At 45.2% G+C, this 17,765-nt stretch carries 20 protein-coding genes; 4 read left to right on the forward strand and 16 right to left on the reverse strand.

Annotated elements, in window-relative coordinates; all coding sequences use genetic code 11:
- The 5 genes from ACZ9AQ_RS21520 to ACZ9AQ_RS21540 form a co-directional block, all read right to left on the reverse strand.
- Positions 1–426, reverse strand: a complete 426-nt coding sequence (locus ACZ9AQ_RS21520) for a hypothetical protein (protein WP_429206712.1) — start codon at positions 424–426, stop codon at positions 1–3.
- Positions 427–442: 16 nt separating this feature from the next.
- Positions 443–856 (reverse strand): hypothetical protein, encoded by a 414-nt coding sequence (locus tag ACZ9AQ_RS21525; RefSeq protein ID WP_429206713.1) that lies wholly within the window; start codon positions 854–856, stop codon positions 443–445.
- 24 nt (positions 857–880) lie between these two features.
- On the reverse strand, positions 881–1,243 hold the full coding sequence (locus ACZ9AQ_RS21530; RefSeq protein ID WP_429206714.1) for a hypothetical protein: 363 nt from the start codon (positions 1,241–1,243) through the stop codon (positions 881–883).
- 51 nt (positions 1,244–1,294) lie between these two features.
- Positions 1,295–1,588 carry a hypothetical protein gene (locus ACZ9AQ_RS21535; RefSeq protein ID WP_429206715.1) on the reverse strand — a complete coding sequence of 98 codons (294 nt, stop codon included), beginning with the start codon at positions 1,586–1,588 and terminating at the stop codon, positions 1,295–1,297.
- Between the two features lie 124 nt (positions 1,589–1,712).
- Positions 1,713–3,482 carry a hypothetical protein gene (locus ACZ9AQ_RS21540; RefSeq protein WP_429206716.1) on the reverse strand — a complete coding sequence of 590 codons (1,770 nt, stop codon included), beginning with the start codon at positions 3,480–3,482 and terminating at the stop codon, positions 1,713–1,715.
- Between the two features lie 143 nt (positions 3,483–3,625).
- Here ACZ9AQ_RS21540 and ACZ9AQ_RS21545 point away from each other — a divergent pair, with 143 nt between their 5' ends.
- Positions 3,626–4,282 carry a hypothetical protein gene (locus ACZ9AQ_RS21545; RefSeq protein WP_429206717.1) on the forward strand — a complete coding sequence of 219 codons (657 nt, stop codon included), beginning with the start codon at positions 3,626–3,628 and terminating at the stop codon, positions 4,280–4,282.
- 63 nt (positions 4,283–4,345) lie between these two features.
- On the opposite strand, the gene ACZ9AQ_RS21550 is transcribed toward ACZ9AQ_RS21545, so the two are convergent.
- From ACZ9AQ_RS21550 to ACZ9AQ_RS21595, 10 genes are all read right to left on the reverse strand, one after another.
- A complete protein-coding gene (locus tag ACZ9AQ_RS21550) occupies positions 4,346–5,236 on the reverse strand; it encodes a GIY-YIG nuclease family protein (RefSeq protein WP_429206718.1) in 891 nt (296 codons plus the stop codon).
- Positions 5,237–5,345: 109 nt separating this feature from the next.
- Positions 5,346–6,368 (reverse strand): hypothetical protein, encoded by a 1,023-nt coding sequence (locus tag ACZ9AQ_RS21555; protein ID WP_429206719.1) that lies wholly within the window; start codon positions 6,366–6,368, stop codon positions 5,346–5,348.
- A gap of 446 nt (positions 6,369–6,814) precedes the next feature.
- A complete protein-coding gene (locus ACZ9AQ_RS21560; RefSeq protein WP_429206721.1) occupies positions 6,815–7,204 on the reverse strand; it encodes a hypothetical protein in 390 nt (129 codons plus the stop codon).
- Between the two features lie 122 nt (positions 7,205–7,326).
- A complete protein-coding gene (locus tag ACZ9AQ_RS21565) occupies positions 7,327–7,797 on the reverse strand; it encodes a hypothetical protein (protein WP_429206722.1) in 471 nt (156 codons plus the stop codon).
- Positions 7,798–7,898: 101 nt separating this feature from the next.
- Positions 7,899–8,714, reverse strand: a complete 816-nt coding sequence (locus tag ACZ9AQ_RS21570) for a hypothetical protein (RefSeq protein WP_429206723.1) — start codon at positions 8,712–8,714, stop codon at positions 7,899–7,901.
- A 12-nt stretch (positions 8,715–8,726) separates the two neighbouring features.
- Complete coding sequence (locus tag ACZ9AQ_RS21575) at positions 8,727–10,922, reverse strand: fimbria/pilus outer membrane usher protein (protein ID WP_429206724.1); 2,196 nt, start codon at positions 10,920–10,922, stop codon at positions 8,727–8,729.
- On the reverse strand, positions 10,919–11,713 hold the full coding sequence (locus ACZ9AQ_RS21580) for a hypothetical protein (RefSeq protein WP_429206725.1): 795 nt from the start codon (positions 11,711–11,713) through the stop codon (positions 10,919–10,921). The genes ACZ9AQ_RS21575 and ACZ9AQ_RS21580 overlap by 4 nt, the downstream gene beginning before the upstream one ends.
- A 119-nt stretch (positions 11,714–11,832) precedes the next feature.
- Positions 11,833–12,030 (reverse strand): hypothetical protein, encoded by a 198-nt coding sequence (locus ACZ9AQ_RS21585; protein ID WP_429206726.1) that lies wholly within the window; start codon positions 12,028–12,030, stop codon positions 11,833–11,835.
- Between the two features lie 33 nt (positions 12,031–12,063).
- Positions 12,064–12,393, reverse strand: coding sequence for a hypothetical protein (locus ACZ9AQ_RS21590; protein ID WP_429206727.1), 330 nt, complete (start codon positions 12,391–12,393; stop codon positions 12,064–12,066).
- 30 nt (positions 12,394–12,423) lie between these two features.
- Positions 12,424–12,639 carry a hypothetical protein gene (locus tag ACZ9AQ_RS21595; protein ID WP_429206728.1) on the reverse strand — a complete coding sequence of 72 codons (216 nt, stop codon included), beginning with the start codon at positions 12,637–12,639 and terminating at the stop codon, positions 12,424–12,426.
- A 185-nt stretch (positions 12,640–12,824) separates the two neighbouring features.
- On the opposite strand from ACZ9AQ_RS21595, the gene ACZ9AQ_RS21600 reads away from it, so the two are divergent.
- Together ACZ9AQ_RS21600 and ACZ9AQ_RS21605 are read left to right on the forward strand one after the other, a co-directional pair.
- Positions 12,825–15,632 (forward strand): class I SAM-dependent DNA methyltransferase, encoded by a 2,808-nt coding sequence (locus ACZ9AQ_RS21600; RefSeq protein WP_429206729.1) that lies wholly within the window; start codon positions 12,825–12,827, stop codon positions 15,630–15,632.
- Positions 15,633–15,688: 56 nt separating this feature from the next.
- Positions 15,689–16,036 (forward strand): H-NS histone family protein, encoded by a 348-nt coding sequence (locus ACZ9AQ_RS21605; protein WP_429206730.1) that lies wholly within the window; start codon positions 15,689–15,691, stop codon positions 16,034–16,036.
- 44 nt (positions 16,037–16,080) lie between these two features.
- On the opposite strand, the gene ACZ9AQ_RS21610 is transcribed toward ACZ9AQ_RS21605, so the two are convergent.
- Positions 16,081–16,488 (reverse strand): hypothetical protein, encoded by a 408-nt coding sequence (locus tag ACZ9AQ_RS21610; RefSeq protein WP_429206731.1) that lies wholly within the window; start codon positions 16,486–16,488, stop codon positions 16,081–16,083.
- A gap of 923 nt (positions 16,489–17,411) precedes the next feature.
- Between ACZ9AQ_RS21610 and ACZ9AQ_RS21615 the strand changes: the two genes are divergently transcribed.
- On the forward strand, positions 17,412–17,675 hold the full coding sequence (locus tag ACZ9AQ_RS21615; protein ID WP_429206734.1) for a PAS domain-containing protein: 264 nt from the start codon (positions 17,412–17,414) through the stop codon (positions 17,673–17,675).
- Positions 17,676–17,765 lie beyond the last annotated feature (90 nt).

Raw genomic sequence — 17,765 nt, forward strand, 5'->3', positions numbered from 1 at the left:
TTACACTCCTGCTGACTGCATTGATTCTTGCCTTGTATCAGGTTTATTCATTCCCGAACTACTTTGTACGCATCCAACCACAGACAAAACTACAGCATGCAAGATCAGTAATCCCATTAGGTTTAAAACAGCCTTGCTTTCAATCTTGACCTTAAAGAAAGCCATAATAAGAAGTGAAGCTAGTATCATGAGTGTTGCCGTAGCGGATTGTTCTAGAGTCAAGAAAAAGCAAGAAGAAACAATTGCGGAAATTTGAAATAGGATAATCAAAAAGTCTTTAGTCAACGAATTGTCTAGAATTTCTTCAGATTGCGATGCTCCATTAGCTGTATAGCTACCACCATTTTTCTGTCTTTCTGAAATATTTTTTGCGTAGTTTGCTACAAACAATTTTGCTGCATTCTTTTCCCATTCTTCATTATCCATATACTCTCCGTTTCTTTTACTTAGTATGTCCATCTTGCTCACCACGACTGCCGCTGTTATCTACGGTTATAACCTGCTGATATTCGTCACTCGCAAATGGCATGTGCTCTTGTCCTAGATGTTTTTTTTGATATTCGTATTGGTAGAACAAGTGCATAAGATTTTCTTTAAGCTGTGCTTGTTCTGGGGTATCAGTCTCTACAGAATTCAAAATATTAGGATCGAAAACAGTCTTAAAAACACATTCTGCTGGCTTGTTTCGCTCTCTCTGCCTATCCATTTTTCGCATAATGAGATTGAAGAATTCTTTGATGTCGTCTATCTCCTCATCATTGAGTGTGCTGTGGTCAGGCATAAGTAAGGTTAATGTCTTGCCAGTAGCAATAGGTTGTGTGTATCCGATATTTGTTGCCTTTTCATTCTTTGTCATAATTGTCTCCGTGGGTTGCTGTTATTATTTTTTAACCTTTACATCTTCCTTGGTTTCTTCTAAAACGTAATCATTAAAACGCTTCATGCGATCCATATGCTCTTCACCAGGTTGCTCTTTGAAGCCCTTAGCTATTTCTTTCGCTCGTGCCAAGTTCTCACGAATGCTCTTGGGCTTGTATGTCGCCTTAGCTTCCTGCATGGTCGCTTCGTCTGGACTGTGAGCTTTAGCTACTTCAACAGAGTTGGAGGGATGTGAATTTGGGGCCGGCGTGCGTGGTGAAATGATTAGGTAAGCTGAAAGCAAGACACATATGATTGCTGTGATCTTCCAGGGGTCAAAGCTCTTAGGGCTGGTGGTTGCTACATCGTTTTTAATTTCGCGCATATATTTTCCTTATAAAAAGTGTAGCCCGTAAGGTGGGCTAGTCCAGGCGTTTTAAACGGGTGATAATTCTTTCGTCGAATGTGCTGATCCATAGGTATTCAACAAGAACCAGTACGCTTCACCTTTCTTCTTGAAGCAAACTTGGTAATTAGGGCAATTGAAGTCGCCTTTATAAAATGTATACTCCCTATTTTTGTAGTTCCAGTCGCAGCAATATTTCAAGTCAGGGTCGGTTCCATCAGTGATAAGTATCCAAGCTCTTTCTAAATCCTTCTCTGAGATTTTCCTTCTTGTGTATTCAGAGTCTCCAAACTTTTCCATCGCCAATTCCTTTTGAGTTTTCATGATTTACCTTTTCTTGTTGTTATAAGATTACTATAGCAAAACAAAATGTAAAAACAAGGTTAAGTCATTGTTTTTAATAAAGTGGATATCAGATAAAGAAAAAGCCCCATGAAGGGGCTTGTTGTTAGATCTTGTTCTTCTTCTTGGGTATGTCAGTCTTTAGAGGAATCTTTGCTTGAAGTTTATGGTAGTGGAGAATTTTTCTAAATTCTGCTGCAAGCTTAGGGTTGATGTTAATTACGCAACCTTCTACCATACCGCAATCAGCAATAGCATTTTGTACCTCAGAACTTAACTTATTTCTAAAGTCTTCGTACTCTTCTAAAACTATCTGCTCGATTCTGTCTTTCCAGTAGAAGTGAGGCTCAACGGTCTGCTGTGGGTCAAATCCTATTTCGCACAAGTGAACGATAGTGTTAAATAATTTCTCAGGATCTCTTCGTAGAATCGGATGCAATTCCTCAAATCGCAACTTAGGAATTTCTGTATCAGTCCAAACGGCATACTCAAAGAGCGTTTTTACGACTAAATGTTCAAAGTCTGCCGCAACTAAACGGTGGTCAGGAATGAAGGCTAGATTATAGGGACATGCGAATCCTTTCCAGTGTTTAATCCTAAGCTCTTCACTTAATAAATGGTAGATCTCGGAAAGATTCGCTGTGCTGGATTCAACTGCTTTTTCCAACGAAGAAATACAGGTCAATGACTCAGGAATAAGGTGACGGTTTTCAAAGCCGAGGTGTACTAGTGTAAGCTGGTCGCACTTCTGCTTAAGTGAAAGAACTGGATACACCTCAGTAATCGGTAGCTTTACATCTAAGTTGAAGAGTTCGGGCTTGTTCCACGCAAGAATTATTCTTGGCGCGTGTTTGACGATCTCCTTCAATTGCTCATCGGTGAAGTCATCAATGGTATCGTCAGGCACGAGGAATGGTGGAATGCCATTGTTTAGCTTGAAGAGTTCTACCCAAAGTGCGCAAGGAATGCTTTCAAGGTGGATTGAGTTCAACCAGGAATAGTCTGTGTGGATACGAGGAAGGATGGTGTAGTTAAGTAATTCGTTTAAATCTTCTTCTTTGTAGTCGTCGTCTTCGTATTGGTTGATCGACGTTTGAGAAAGGTCTACGGTATATCCAGACCACTTAGCTTGTTTCCCAAAAATTCTCTTTAATGCTGACTGCTTGACGACTGAACGGATGAACAATTTAGGGTAGGTTCCAGAGTAATTAAGAGCCTGGTTAAGAATATGTTCAGAAGTCAATCTATAGTCGTCTGTGCAGTATTTTCTTTGCCCATTTGAATAGACTTCAAAAATAGATAGGTAACACAATACGTGGGCATTAAGCTTGAACTTCGTTCTGGTCAAAGCTTCGTATCTCGCTTCCATCTTGCTGAAGAATGTTTGTTTAATCTCCTTATGTTGTGCGCCTCTGCTGATTAAATTCCATTCGGATTCACTATGCCAATCTGTTGAGTTGTCTCTATATTGAAGAAATTGAGTCTCAAAAAATTTGTATTCATTATGTAGTCCTGATAAATCACAAAGTTCTTTAAGCTTGTCTAAATGCGTCTGGTCGCTTGTAGGCATGGTGTTGCGGATATACCTTGCTACATGATTGTTGGGGACAAATTTTCCGGTTGTTGAGTCATACACCTTTGCGTTGATAATGAAAGGTGTAGTGATGTCTACCTCGTCAACTTCCTGCTTTGTTACCTTGTTGTAGATTGATATGCGAACTGTTCCAAGTCTGAGATGTCGTTTCACAAGCGCACTCTGATCTTCCTTTTCTCGGTTGAACAATGTGTCAATACTCTTTTCAGCTTCCTTCTTCATTGCAAAGTAGCGGGTTCCGTTTTCGCTTCTTGTAAGTCCTGTCTTGTTTTTATTATTCATAATTACTCCTGTGGTGTACTTACCATAGTGAAAAATCTTCAAGAGTCAACGGCTGAGCAAGGTGTTGGAGAGAATTGGATATCTTCATGCTTTCATATTTAGGCATGCTAGAATTCAGGCAATCACATATGAGGGAGTAGCCGGTGAGTGAAGAACAAAGTCTAGATTTGAGGCCGTTATTGGACAAGGTGAAGCATTCGGAGATTCATAGTCAAAAGCTTCGTCTGGTAGTCAATTCTTTAAACAGGGCAGAAACTTATTCTGGATATTTCTGGAATCAGTATTTGGCGACTTCTCAGCGTAAGAAGTATCTCGGCTGGTCGATTAACAAGGATGAGAACGGCTTCAGTGATAGGGTAAAATGCGAAGCTAATATCATGGGCTTCCTTCACAACATCCATATCATTTGTGATCAGTTTCCCTTTGCTTTGAAGTCGTCAATTTTGGATACGTTACAGAAGGGTGGCAAACCTCTACGCGACCAGGATTGCGCATGGAGCAAAGACTTCATGAAGGGGGTTGAGGCCGTGCCTTCTACGGGTCAGCTTCTTGAGAAGATGAGAGATTTTGAGAAAGACGAGGATTTCCAGACACTGAAGAAAATAATGAACCTGTCAAAGCACAGGTACATCATTGAATTCTTGTGGAGGAACGGGGTGATTTTCTTGCTAATGCGTGACTTCGATGAGGTTCAAGAATCGTCAAAAGTTGAACACGATGTCAATGCATTGATGATGAGAGTGAGCAACAACTTGGTACCCAAGATTTTTGACCTCTACGAAGAAGCGATGAAGATCTAAGGTTGAGTTTTGAAATGTAAAAAGCCCCATGAAGGGGCTTGTGTGGCTCGCTACCAGGTAGGGCTAGTTCTCGTGTATGTGAATCGTCGTAGGGTCAACGATTGATATTTTGAGAGGGCTCATGACACGGCGCTTCTGGAACCACTCCCGCAGTGGGACTGCTCCCATGATCCTTGGGGTTCCATTCGTGTTCGCAGTCCTGTTGATTTTTCCAATTACCTCAAGCTTCTCGCGGCCACAATAGATCGTGATGCTCTGTTCGTCGCGGCCAAAGTACTTGTCACAGTTGACAGGCACGTTGAAAAAGCCCCTGCGGTGATAGGTGTCCTGCAAGGTCAGGATGAAGTGCGGCGCCGCACTAAGCTCCTTTAGCACAGGCTTAGGTTCGCTGGCCATCGTCGTCGGACTTACTTTCGCACGGGTCTCAATCGTAGGGAAGGGCTTCTCTACGCTCTGCACTGGCTCGCTCGCATGTTGGACGACTTCCTGTACTTGCGCCTCAAGCTTGGCTTCAAGGCTGCTGTCTGGTGGGTTCGCCTCACTCGGGGTCTCGATCACGGTACTCGTGCGGCCACCATTCCATTCGGGCTTCAAGGTCTGGATGATGCTGTCTTCCAGTCCTGCTGCAAGGTTCAGGTGAAAGCTTCCGTAGCGCAGTAGGCCATTGTCTGCCAGGGCAAGAATTTCTACAGGTTCGCCCCTCTTGAGAAGATCCACAATCGCCAGGCGGTTGCGCCAGTTGGTTCGCTGGTCTTGGTTGGGCTTCTGGTAGCCAAACATGCGACGCTGTAGGGTCTGTGTCGTCTTGCCTACATACTTGACGGTCTTCCCACTGACAAAGGCATAAAGGACGTTCTGACGATCCATGAGACTAAGTAGCTCCAAAGCCAAGTCGTCACCCTTGAGCAACCATCGTCCTGCTCTTTGAAATCCAATTTCATAAAGCCTATGCATGTTCGTTCCTGACAATGATCATTCAACCGATTGTACTTCGTTCTTCAATGCTGAAGGGCAAGCAAAAAGCCCCATGAAGGGGCTCTCAATTGTGCTACCAGGTGAGGTGTTACCAGGACCAGGAAGCTCCACCAGCTACACCAGACATGCCGTTGTTTCCTGTGGCTGCTCTCACGTTGATCAAGCTTCTTCCTGCCTTCCAAGCTACCCCTGCTGCGATTGAAGACTTGCCATGAACGGTTGCTGCTCCTACCGCTATCTGTCTGGACTTGGTAGGGTCAAAGACCAAAGCTGAAGATGCCATTCCCATTGCGGCGCCTGCATAAGCTAGGCTCTTGGACTGCTCAAATTTGCTGTCTGTGTAGCTCTTTGCTCTGCCGAACTGTGTATCCGTGTAGCCGTTCGCTTGCTGTACTCCGCTCGCTACTGCGCTGCTCACATATGCCTTCTGCTGGACATCGTAGTTTGCAAGGCTCTCGTCAGTGTAAAGGTTCGCTGAATCTAAAGTCTCGTATGCGATACCACGAACTTGAGCAAGGTTGGTTGCGTCAGTCGCCTTTGTTCCTGCTGTGACATTGGACACATAGCGGGTGAAGCCAGGTGCGCCCACGCTCACTTCTCTATCTCTGCCTGCGGTAGATGATCCACCTAGTGCGACGCTCTCTGAGAAGTTGGCCTTCGCACCAGGGCCGATAGCTGTACCTAAGTATCCACCAGCCTCAGCATTTGAACCGATAGCTATTGCATAATTTCCTGTGGCATCTGCATAAGTTCCGACTGCCACTGAGCTTTGCATGCCTGTTGCCTTTGTGCCTAAGCCGATTGCTACGCCGCCGTTTGAAGCTTTTGTTACTGCTCCGTTAGTCTTATCCATACCGATAGCGATTGCACCTGAAGTGCCAACGATGGAAGCTGGAATAGGGTGTGTTGTAGCTACTGTGGTTGAGTCACCGATAGCGATAGTGCTTGTGCCACCAGCAACTGGCAAATCTGTTGGGCTTGTGCCGATATTGATTTGCTGTGCGTATGCTGAACTAGCTAAAAATAATGCTGCAACTGCTGTGTAGATCTGTTTTTGTTTTATCATATTTTTCCTTGATAGAGTTGATAAGTTGGTTTGTTTTTGATGCACGGTACGTATTCAATTTCATTTTCAACTGGCTTTCTACTATGATGTCTAAAGTAAGTTTGTCTTGCTGCTGAGAGATTGTCGAACTTGCCCGATATTAGAACTCGTTTTCCATTCTCTTTGACTTCGTATTGCCACTTCCCATGTTCGTTTTCTTTAAATTTAAGTTGTAGTTTCGTAATAGCCTCCTTTAAATACTGTTTAATGTTTTTGTAAGTGCAGAACCTGCATGCGTTTTTGCCTTTATAAATAGCTTGTTGGACTCTTCACGGCTCTCAGCCATTGCACTTCTAAATGAAGTGTCCTTTGTCATGTATGCTACGACTGAAACATTCTCAGGAATGCTTAGCTTTGCAAAAGGTTGAACGACTGGTGCCATGAATGCTAAAGCGCTTCCAGCTAGAACCCAACGGCTTAGTAGAATTGATAGTAATGAGTCCATAGTTTTGTTATCCAAAAAAATGTTGTGTGATGTATGAGAATGACGGCTTAAGATGAACCGCATTCTTCATTTTGTCCTTGTTTTCACTGATAGTGGTTTGAGCCTTTAAGCAACGTTCACGTGTTGCTGTATCTACCATGTCAATTTCGTTTCTGAAGTCTGCGGAAATTCCACTTCGTTTAAGTTCGTTTAAGTACGCTGCAATTGGTCTGTCACATTCATTTTTTTGTAGCTTAGAATTAATCTCAGCATATTGAGCGATTTGTTCGTTTCTGTAGTCTTCAGTTATATCCGCAACTTTCATGGAAGCTAAAGAGTAGGCAACTACACAGATTGCTAATCCTGCGCAACCGATCATTGTCCAATTCTTTTCTTTTTTGTTTTCTATCTTTGTCATGATTATTTTCCTTTGTATATATATCTAGTTATATTGAAAATATATAGAAAGTCAAGGTTTCTACATTGTTTAGATAAAATAAAAGCTCGCACATGGCGAGCTTCTTATATTTCACTAGGTAATTAGAAATTAACTTGCATTGGCATTGAAATTTCAAATGTTCCTGTCTTCTGTATTGGCCCCTCGGATTGGTAATCTCTGAACATGTAATAGATAGTGTAAGGATTCATGTTGTTGTCTGCTGTCAAACTTATTGAGCTACCGCTAAGAGGTTGAGTGTTACCTGAATCTCTGTATGCTACGGCTTCGATTTCTCCAACTTGTCCGCTACCTGAGTAAGCTCTAGCATAGCCTTGCTGAAGAGTTGCTGTTAGTCCTGTAGAGCATTGAACAAAGACTTGGACATTGCCAGTTGGCTTCTGTCCAGTTGTTGCATTTACAGTCAATGTGTAGGTTGGCTGATTGAATGAACATGTACCTGCTACATTCATTGTTGCATTGATAGTGGAATAAGCAGTTCCTGCTTGTGCGAATGAAGAGCACAGAGCTAAGCTTGAAACTAAAGCTGCGATTTTTAATTTTTTGAAATTCATAGTTTTCCTTTTGTTGTGGTTGTCATATGCTTTACCGCATACTCTATCTAATAATACAAAAACAATTCGTAAAGTCAACGGCTGATAATTAATATTTTTGTTTAGAAGTTGATGATGATTGCAGATGCAAAGTTGTATGTTCCAGCTTTACTAATAATCGGGCTTCCATTCTCAAAGTGTTGCAAGTACAAAGTTTGGCTTTTGTTTGTGCCGTCTGCTTGTAGCTCCAAGGGTTCGTTTGCTATGTTTCGGCTGTAGCTGTTGTCGCTAAAAATCTGCATAGTCATATCGTTATCTTCAGCGGAAGTGAAGCTTGCACTGTCTGAAGTCATTGACGGTGTAAGTCCAGGAGAACAGTTATAGATGACATTGGTAGAAGTCTTGGCAACCTGACTCATTCCAACATTGGTGCTCACGTTGTAGCTCGCTTGAGAGAAGCCACATGATCCTTCAACGGTAGGGTAGAACTCGATAGTTGCCGCGTACTCTTCTGTTGCGTCGGTCACGTAGATTGGAATTTGAAAGCTGTACGAACCTGCGCGACTGACTGCATTTCCGCTCGTGCTGTAGTATTTTGCATAGACTTCAACAGTGCGAGTTTGCTCGTCACCGAAGCTGGAGACATCAATCGGTTGAGAAGCCAATGGGATTGTTAGGGCAGAGTCAACGTAAAGCCGTACAAGCTGGTTAGGATCTTCGTTCGCTACTATGATGTCTTCTCTAATAAAGAGCTTACTTGTCGGGTTCGCTGATGGAAGAGTGAAGCTAATACCAATTGCACTACTGTAAGGGTTTGGGTAGCTAAATGTTGGACTGTCGTAGAACCTTGATTGTGTGAAGCCAATGTTGTTTTTTGAACCAACAGCCCAAGCATTGATGGTCACAAAAAAAAGTAATACGGTAAGTAGTGTCTTCATAGATTTTCCTTTTTATTTTTCGCAATGAAGCGGTATCTGTTCGTTTAGTGAAGGATCGTGCTTCACGGTAAATCTCATCTTGCAAGTCTTGATCTGAAGCTCGTAGGCTCTACCAGGCTCATAGTCGTCAAAGAAGATGCCTTGGGGGATGACTGCAAACTTCTTGCCGTCAATCTCAACTTCCTTCAAGCCCTTGGTTGCCACTTCTGGCTGCAAGACAACTGGACTCTTCTTGACCTTGAAGACAACACTGGACTTGAAGAATTTTTGGGATGAGACCTTCGCTACAGAGTCGTCAACCTGAATTTCAACGGGTAGTAGATCCGCAGGTAGACTCACAAGGTTGTCTGTAGTCGTGCTCGTGTTTGGCACAATCGCTATGCCGTCGCTTCCTGTGGTCGCAACTCTCATGTTGTTCAAGGCAACAGGAAGACCCGGTGTGCCAGTCTCTACGACTGTGTAGCCTTGGAAGATCTGACGGCTCGCATGAATTCCCTTGTCAAATACAAGTGAGCCTTCCACTCGTCCTGACATGCTCATTTGGCCTCGTCCAGTAGTGAGGTAGGCGGTTGCAACTGCTTTCTCCCCTGCATACTGGTAGGTGGCCGTGGCGCCTGTACCGCTCGAGGATTTCGTGGCTTGCGCCTGTAGGCTCCAATCGTTGTAGCTGTTGCCCCCTCGGATGATTGACTGGCGAAACTCTGTGCCTGTCGCATCATGCTGTGCGGTAGTCATGCTTCTCCATGCGCTCTTGCCAACTGGCGTGTTGAACATGAAGGCGATACCTGACTTTCCGGCCGCGCGTGTAAGCCCGACACTCAAGGTGCCTCGGTTGATGATGGTGTTGAAGTTCAGAGAGCTGCGGGTAGGGGCGGCGCCGTATTGAACGACATTGCCTGACAAAGAGCTTGAGCCGAACCTGTAGCCTGCTGTAGCAATCTTCTGGTCTTGCACCAGGTAGGCGGGACTACCAAACATTGCAAAGCGGTTGGACTTGGTGGCTGCGACTGTCCCGTAGAGGTCTCCCTTCTGATAGGTGTACTGAAGCCTTTGCATGGATTCGCCTCTGCCTGCTGCGATACCGTACTTGATGGTGCCAAGCGGGATTGCATAGGTCACGCTGCCGGCGCCGCGTGCTTGGTCCGCGGTAGCCTCTACATGGCCTTCCAGGGTGACATGATCGGTAAGGCCGTAGGCATAGGTGCCTGATGCGAAGTAGCTGCCTAAACTGTCGTAGCCGTGGCGTAGTCGTCCAGCTTCAAAACTGAAATTGTCTGTGCCGCGTCTAAGGTTGAAGGGTGCTCCAACAAGGGTGACACTTTGGGACTGCACCAAGCCGTTGATGTCCTTCATGACGACTCGCACTTGATTGCTTGATGTCTGTCCGGTAGTTAAGTTGCTGAAGCTGTAGGGACCAGGGCTTACGTCCAAGCTACCCATTGACCTGTCGTTGACATAGATTTCGGCCACTGACTTGACCTCGGCTGTGCCAGCGATCGATAGGTAGGGCGCTACCAGGTAGTTGCTGTCTAAGCTCGTGTCCTTGCGGTACTGGACTCCGAAGAAGCTCACAGGGTTGGTTACGCTGTTAGTGCCTGTGAAGCCTGAACCAACTCGGGCCGTGGTCATGCGGTCTTTGAAATACTGCTCTCGGTAGACGTCGACGAGGCTGCTCTTCTGTGTGCTCAAGTTTGCGGCAACGTTGTAGAGAACGCCGTTGCTGAAGGTTTTGTAGAAGGAACCTGCAAGGGCAGTGGTCTTGCTGTAGCTGTCGCTGGTAAAGTTGTAGTTCATGAATGCAGAGTCAAGATAGACTTTAGGACTCTGCACAACATTATTCTGGAAGTTGTAGTTGATGCTCTCAAGATTGCGAGCATTAGCATGCAAAATAAGATCGCTTCCTTGGTCAGTAATTAACCCTAAATTGTTTAGCTTGACGACTAGCTCACCAGAAATTGTAGTCATGTCGTTCGGTGAGTACGCAAGCTTGAAGGCGTCGGCATCTGCCTTAGCTATGAAGTAATCTTTCCCCGCAACGAAGATTCTAATTAAGTCCTCAGCTTGGTGTCGTGAGTTTTCAACGACTAACTTGTAGAAGTTAGTGCTGACTGAAGTAGGATCTTGTGCTTGTGCTTGTGCTTGTGCTGGAAGTGCGAACAAACTGCTTAAGATGATTACTAGAGGTGTTTTTCTTATTCTAGTAATCATTTTTCTATAGCTACCTCAACGTATTCTGTCTTACGCTTGCTTGACAAGATGATTGTTGACCCTTTGGCTTCCTGAAGCTGCTTAGCCAATTTCTCATCAGTTATAAGAATAGTGTCTCTTGAGCGTGGAAGAACATTGCCGTCAAGTGGTAGGAAGTCTGCATAGCTATACTCGCTCGCAGTAGCTTTCTTGGTGAAGGAAATACCATTGATGGCAAACACTCCACTTCCATTATTAACAACAGTAAGGGTTGTCATAGGGCGAGGGTAGCTTCTACCGTCAAAACGAGTAGTGGTGCCAACTGTTGCGCTTGTCACTTCAGCTTTTTGATTTTTAGCTGTGGTGAAGTAGACAGGTAAATTGAACATGAAGGGTGAACTACCAGGCTTCTCAACGTTTATGAACAAACGACCATACATTTCACCTGAAGCCATATCAGGGGTAATCTTAGAAGTGTAGATAAGGCGAATCTGCTTTGTGCCGTCTTTTTCATATTCAGCAAAAAGAGGGTTTGTGGTGAAATTTCTTGTATTGCTTGAGAAGTCGGCACTTAAGATATTGGTAGTGTCTTCATACTGGCTGGACGGCTGACGCAAGTAGAAAAGAGTACTTACCTTGGAGCCTTGGCTTGCTTGAATGCTGATAGTGCAGCTAGGGGTTTTCGTAGCTGAAGACATCTCGCAAAAAGTTGGGGCAATATTCAATGTTCCTGTATTAGTTACTGTAACGTCTGCTGCTGTTGCAAATGAAGATAAAGCAATCAAACTTGCGCATATTATTTTTCTTTTCATGTCATTTCCTTTTAGTTATAAAACTAATATAGTGAAATGATATAGAAAGTCAAGGTTTGAACATTGTTTAGATAGAAATGGATATCTGTAAAAGAAAAAGCCCCAAAAGGGGCATTCGTTCAGAATCTTTGTTCAAGCATTAGAAAGTGGGTGTCTTCAACGCTGGTTCTGTATCCATGCACTAGGTAATCCTTAAAGCCTAACTTTGTGCACATGTCTTTAATTTGCACTAAAATTTTTTGGTTAAGAACTTCAACGAAAAAGTAAGCTGTTCCTGACTCTGATGCGTAAAGTAATTCGTGTTCGTAATATTTCATAGTGTTCTCCTTATTATTATTGGTTAGAGTGGTTCAGTTTGTAACGGATATTGCTATGGTTCTTCCAAACAAATTATCAATGGCTTTGCGTGCAATCTCAACATTGTTCTGAAAAGTGAAGGTCGCCGTTTTCACTGAACGAAGAACTCTCTCGCCTGATCCGTCTTCATTAATATGTGTCGCGTTGATGTGCAACTCTCTTGATCCATTAACACCGAACTTCGGGTTGCTGTGTATGACTTGATAAACGAAGTCATTGACTGTGAATTCAACAATGTCAAACTCCTTGCGGTGAGTGATTGCTTGAATCTTTGTGATTGCTTCTTCCTTGAATGACTGTTCAGTGATAATTAATGTGTTCATAGATTTCCTTTGTTTAGTAGTAGGGTGTGCTTAGTTTAATCCGTTCTCAATCGCTTCTTTAAGGCACGCACTGTATGCGTCAATGGTGCCGTCAAGTCTCTTCCATTCATGCACAAAGTAGTATTCGCCGTCCGCGTAGAATCTTGAAAGAGTAGGTGTGCTTCTTTCGCTGAAGTCTAAGCATACTTCTATGACTTCATATGTATTACCTGTGTTGATTTTAATTCTGACATTTTTAGTATTCATGATTGTTTCCTTGTTTTGTTAATATTAATATAAAAGAAATATATTAAAAAGCAAGGTTAAAGCAAGGTTAAGTTATCAATATTATTCAATTGGATATCGGTTGATGGGAAAAGAGAACCGACAGTTGTTGACCGCCGAGTGTTGCCGAGGGAGAATGTCAGGATAACTACACCTTGAGATGCCTGATGACCCTGACTAAGAATGAAATTCGTAGGCGACTGACAGCCTTTGCCAAGCTCCAAAGAGATGCGAAAAGCGAGCGGGGGCAATCCCAGACCTTCTGGCTGCGGTTTTACGAGTGCTTCGGTATCCGTGCGGAGAGCGCGACGATTTACGAACAGTCGGTCAAGAAGCTCAGTGGCGCACCAGGATTCATTGACAGCTTCATCCCCGGAAAGCTGATCGTTGAGCACAAGAGTGCAGGGCGAGACTTGGACAAGGCGTTTGACCAGGCGAGTGACTACTTCCTTGCCTTAAAGGAGGGCGAGCGTCCTCGCTACATCATTACAAGCGACTTCGCCCGTATTCGTGTCTATGACTTGGCAACTGGTGGGGGCTACCGTCAGTGCAAGCTTTCCGACCTTTCCAAGAAGGCTGACTGGTTCATGTTCTTGGTCGACGGTGAGGTGGTGGATGTCACTGAAGAGTCTGATGCCGACCGGAAAGCTGCGTACACCATCAGTAAGCTCCATGAAGCCCTGCTGCGACAGAATTTCAAAGGGCGTGCTCTTGAAGTCTTCCTGACTCGCTTGCTCTTCTGCCTGTTTGCCGACGACACGAACATCTTTGGCGACAACGGCATGTTCCTCAAGCTCGTGCGAGCGACGAAGGAAGACGGTAGCGACGTTGGCCGTGTGCTCTCCGAGTTCTTCCAGGTGCTTAACACCCCCGACCAAGACCGTCAGAGCAACCTTGATGAAGCGCTCATGCAGTTCGCCTACATCAACGGTCGCCTGTTTGAAGAAAACACACGTATTCCCTCGTTTGATACTGACTTACGCAAGGTCCTGATTGAGTGTGCTGCGCTCAACTGGAGCGGGATCTCGCCTGCAATTTTCGGTGCTATGTTCCAAGGGGTCTTGGAAGAGCATAGTCCTGACGGTGCAGATAGTTCTAACAGGAAGGCGTCACGCCGTGAATTTGGGGCCCACTACACGAGCGAGCGCAACATTCTTCGTGTGATTAATCCTCTCTTCATGGATGACCTGCGCGCTGAACTGGAAAAAATCAAGAAGAACAAGAAGCTGCTCCAAGCCTTCTATGACAAGCTCCCTGAACTGACGTTCTTCGATCCTGCCTGCGGCTGCGGAAACTTCCTTGTGATTTCATTCCGAGAGCTTCGCCAGCTTGAGATGGATACCATTGAGGCCATGAGCGACATTGGCCTGACGAATGCTGGTGGCGGTGGCCTGCTGGACATCTCAACTCTGTGCCGCGTAAAGGTGAGTCAGTTCTACGGTATTGAGATCGATGAGTCAGCCGTTCATATCGCCAGGGTAGCCATGTGGATTACCGACCACCAGTTGAACACAGAGGCGGCAACGCGTTTTGGTGAGACTCGTCCAAGTGTGCCTCTCATTGATAGTGCAACGATCTATCATGGCAACTCGCTTCGCACTGAGTGGGAAACCGTTCTTCACCCTGACAATTGCAGCTACGTGCTTGGCAATCCTCCGTTCATTGGGCATCAGGTTCGCACGCCTGAACAGGTTAAGGATATGGATCTTGTATGGGGCAAGGATGGGCGTTTTGGTCGCCTAGACTATGTGACTTGCTGGCACAATAAAGCAGTTGCCTACATGAAGAAGAACGAGGAAATCGAGACTGCACTCGTTTCAACGAACAGTATTTGCCAAGGTGAGCAAGTCGGAATTTTGTGGAGCTACATGCTCGCGCAAGGTGTGAAAATCAAGTTCGCACACAGGAGCTTCCAGTGGAAGAATGAAGGCAAGGGTGTAGCTGCGGTTCACTGTGTGATTGTCGGAATGTCGCTCTTCACTCCTGCGAAGCGGGCTATCTATGATTACGAGTTCAATATCAAGGGTGAGCCGACCCTGATACCTGCGAAGACTATCAATCCCTACCTGATTGACGCGGCTGATATTTTGCTCCCATCCAGGAACAGCGCTCCACCAGGTATGCCGAAAATGGGGAAGGGAAGCCAACCGACAGATGGCGGTCACTTGATCTTGACTGAAGAGGAAAAAGACGAGTTGATAGCGGAAGAACCGGGCGCCGAAGACTGGCTCTATCCGTATATCGGAAGTGACGAACTCATCAACGGGAATGGCCGCTGGTGCTTGTGGCTCAAGGGGATTGCTCCCAAGGCGCTCAAGGCCATGCCGCTTGTCTATGAGCGTGTGAAGCAAGTTACAGAGTCTCGCCTAAAGAGTCCTACCGCTAGCGTGAACGAATATGCGCACAAGCCGAGTCTGTTCACCCAAGACCGTCAGCCCGACATTGACTACCTTGCCGTGCCTGAGGTTTCTTCGCAAAACAGAAGATTCATCCCTATCGGATTCCTGCCTAAGGAAGTGATTGCCAGCAACAAACTTCAGATCATTCCTGAAGGGACGATGTATCACTTTGGTGTCTTGTGCAGCACAATGCATAATGCTTGGATGAGGGTTGTTGCGGGTCGCATGAAGAGTGATTACAGCTATTCGCCAGCGGTCTACAACAACTTCCCTTGGCCTGACACGGTAGATCCTAAGGACGAGCAAGCTATCATTGCGGCCGGGAATTTGGTTCTCAAGGCTCGAGAGAAACACCCTAATGCTACGCTGGGTGAATTGTACGATCCGACTGCAATGCCGCCAGAGCTTATGGAAGCTCACAAGAAGCTTGATCGCGCGGTTGATGCCATGTTCGCTTACAAGGGAAGTAAAGACGATCCTACCAGGGTAGCCTTCTTATTTGCCAAATACCAAGCGAAGACTAGTTTGCTTCCAGCAGTGACAAAGAAGAAGCCTAAGTTGAAGCTTGCAGCTTAACTATATTATCTCGTATCATTCGCCTACGAATTCAACTAACAACGTGAAAGATGCAAATGTCGAAAATTGATCTGTCTGGTTACAACCTCGCTGAGCTTAAAGGTCTGCAATTTGATATTGAGAAGGCAATCAAGGATCGTCAGAGTGGCGACTTGAAGAAAGCTCGTGAAGAGATCCAGGCAATCGCTCAACGCTTGGGTGTGTCCGTGGAAGCTCTGCTTGGTGGTTCGGGCGGCAAAGCTGCTGGAAAAGCCAAGGGTGGCACTGGTGTGAAGGTGGAGGCCCAATATCAGAACCCGGCTGACAAGTCGCAAACATGGTCGGGCCGTGGTCGCCAACCAAAATTTGTGGTCAACACGATTGAAAATGGCGGAACGCTGGAAGACCTGCGAATCAAGAAGTAAGGTTCTACCAGGTGACACGCAAAATGCCCCGGATGGGGCATTTTTCAAAATGAGTAGAATTTTTGACGCATATGCCGCATTTGGGAAAGTGTGAAGGTAAGAATTGCTTCATGGGGCGAACAGCATGAAATTACATGGCGAAGAACAATAAAGAAGTCCTCGCGTCGTCGCTCTGCAACTATGGGAATGTTGATGAGTGTTATACCTCGTTGCACGCAGTTTCGCTTCTTGATGAAATCTTTATAAACTTGAACTCGATATTGGATCTCACGCTGGTGTCCATATTGTCTAGACTTGCTTACGCCGTGGTGATGCTCGCCATCGTGTTCAAATGCAAGCTTAAATCTCTCATTGTAGCCATCAAGTTCTAATGTAAAGTTAGTAAGCGGGTTACGATTCCAATCTGGACGAACGGAAGGTAAGCTGAAACCAAAGTAGGTTTCCAAAATCATTCTGACTCGCTTCTCAGATCGATTATTCGTCCTTGAGCACGTCGCACACCATCGACCAGCCCTAACCACTTTAGAATAGCTAGCGTCCCAAGTGTGGCCTTTGGCGCATTGCCAAGACAGCTTATCGTCACACTTTACATATGAAGTGCTGAGGCAAATACCGTTTTTCGCGAGCGCATGCATTTTTGCTCTTTCAAGACCGTCAGACAATCTAAGCCCGTCAATTGTGCATTCTTTGCACCAGTTTTCCTTTCTAACGATTGCGTCATATATGCTATGCCACTCGTGATTGTTACCACACCGCCAATGTAGCTTCGTTTTAGTACTGTTGAACTCTGTACTCAAGCATAATCCTCCTTTACGGATTGCATATGCTTGTGCCTCATCTAGTCCATTTAGCAGGGAACGGCTCTTACTGTAGCATTTGCGACACCATCTACCGTCATTTACGACATGTGTATATGAGCATTCCCATTTGTGACCTTCTGCGCATTGCCAACACATTTTGGTACCAGCATTTATGTAGTGACTGCTGAGACACTTTCCTCCGCGTGCTGTCGCTGCCTGAACTGCTCTTAAATAGTTCTCTTTTTTTGTTCTTATTGTTTTCATATTTTCTAGAATTTATTCTAAATACTCTAGCAAATGAAATAAAGAAGTCAACGAACCAATTTGCAAAAGTAGAGACCTTCAAGCTTTTATAGCGTTGGAAGACTGGACATCTTCAATGTCTAAAGTGTTTGAAATTATGAGAGCCAGTTGCCGGCAGAACGGTAGCACTGGTGATCGGCAACTTTTGAGTGTCAATACACCTGCTGATCGGTTATAATACCAAGTGTGTACGTCATGAACCAACTTCAGGTATCCCAATGAACAAGCCAGCACTGACAGGGATGACACAGCCGCACGCGGCCGAACCGTCCATGATCCCAGGCGAACTAACACTCTTCCAAGCAATCACAGAACACATACCGAATGCTGCTGTGTTTGTAGTTGACCAGGACTTTCGATACGTACATGCGGGGGGCAGTGGATTAAGAGCCGCAAACATGAGACCAGAGGACTTTGAAGGGAAGTTTCTAGCTAACGTAGTGCCGAACGACCTTTTGAAGCAGTACTTGTCAGACTACACTGCGATTTTCTCTGGAGAAACTTTCATCCGAGAGCATACTGTTGGCTTACGGTAATCCCCCCGCAAAAAGAGCGCGATCAGAAGTAGAATTTTCTACTTAAGATACAGAAAGCTCTACATGAAGACCTCCCGTTTTACCGACAGC

The organism is Massilia sp. UYP34, from assembly GCF_056279385.1.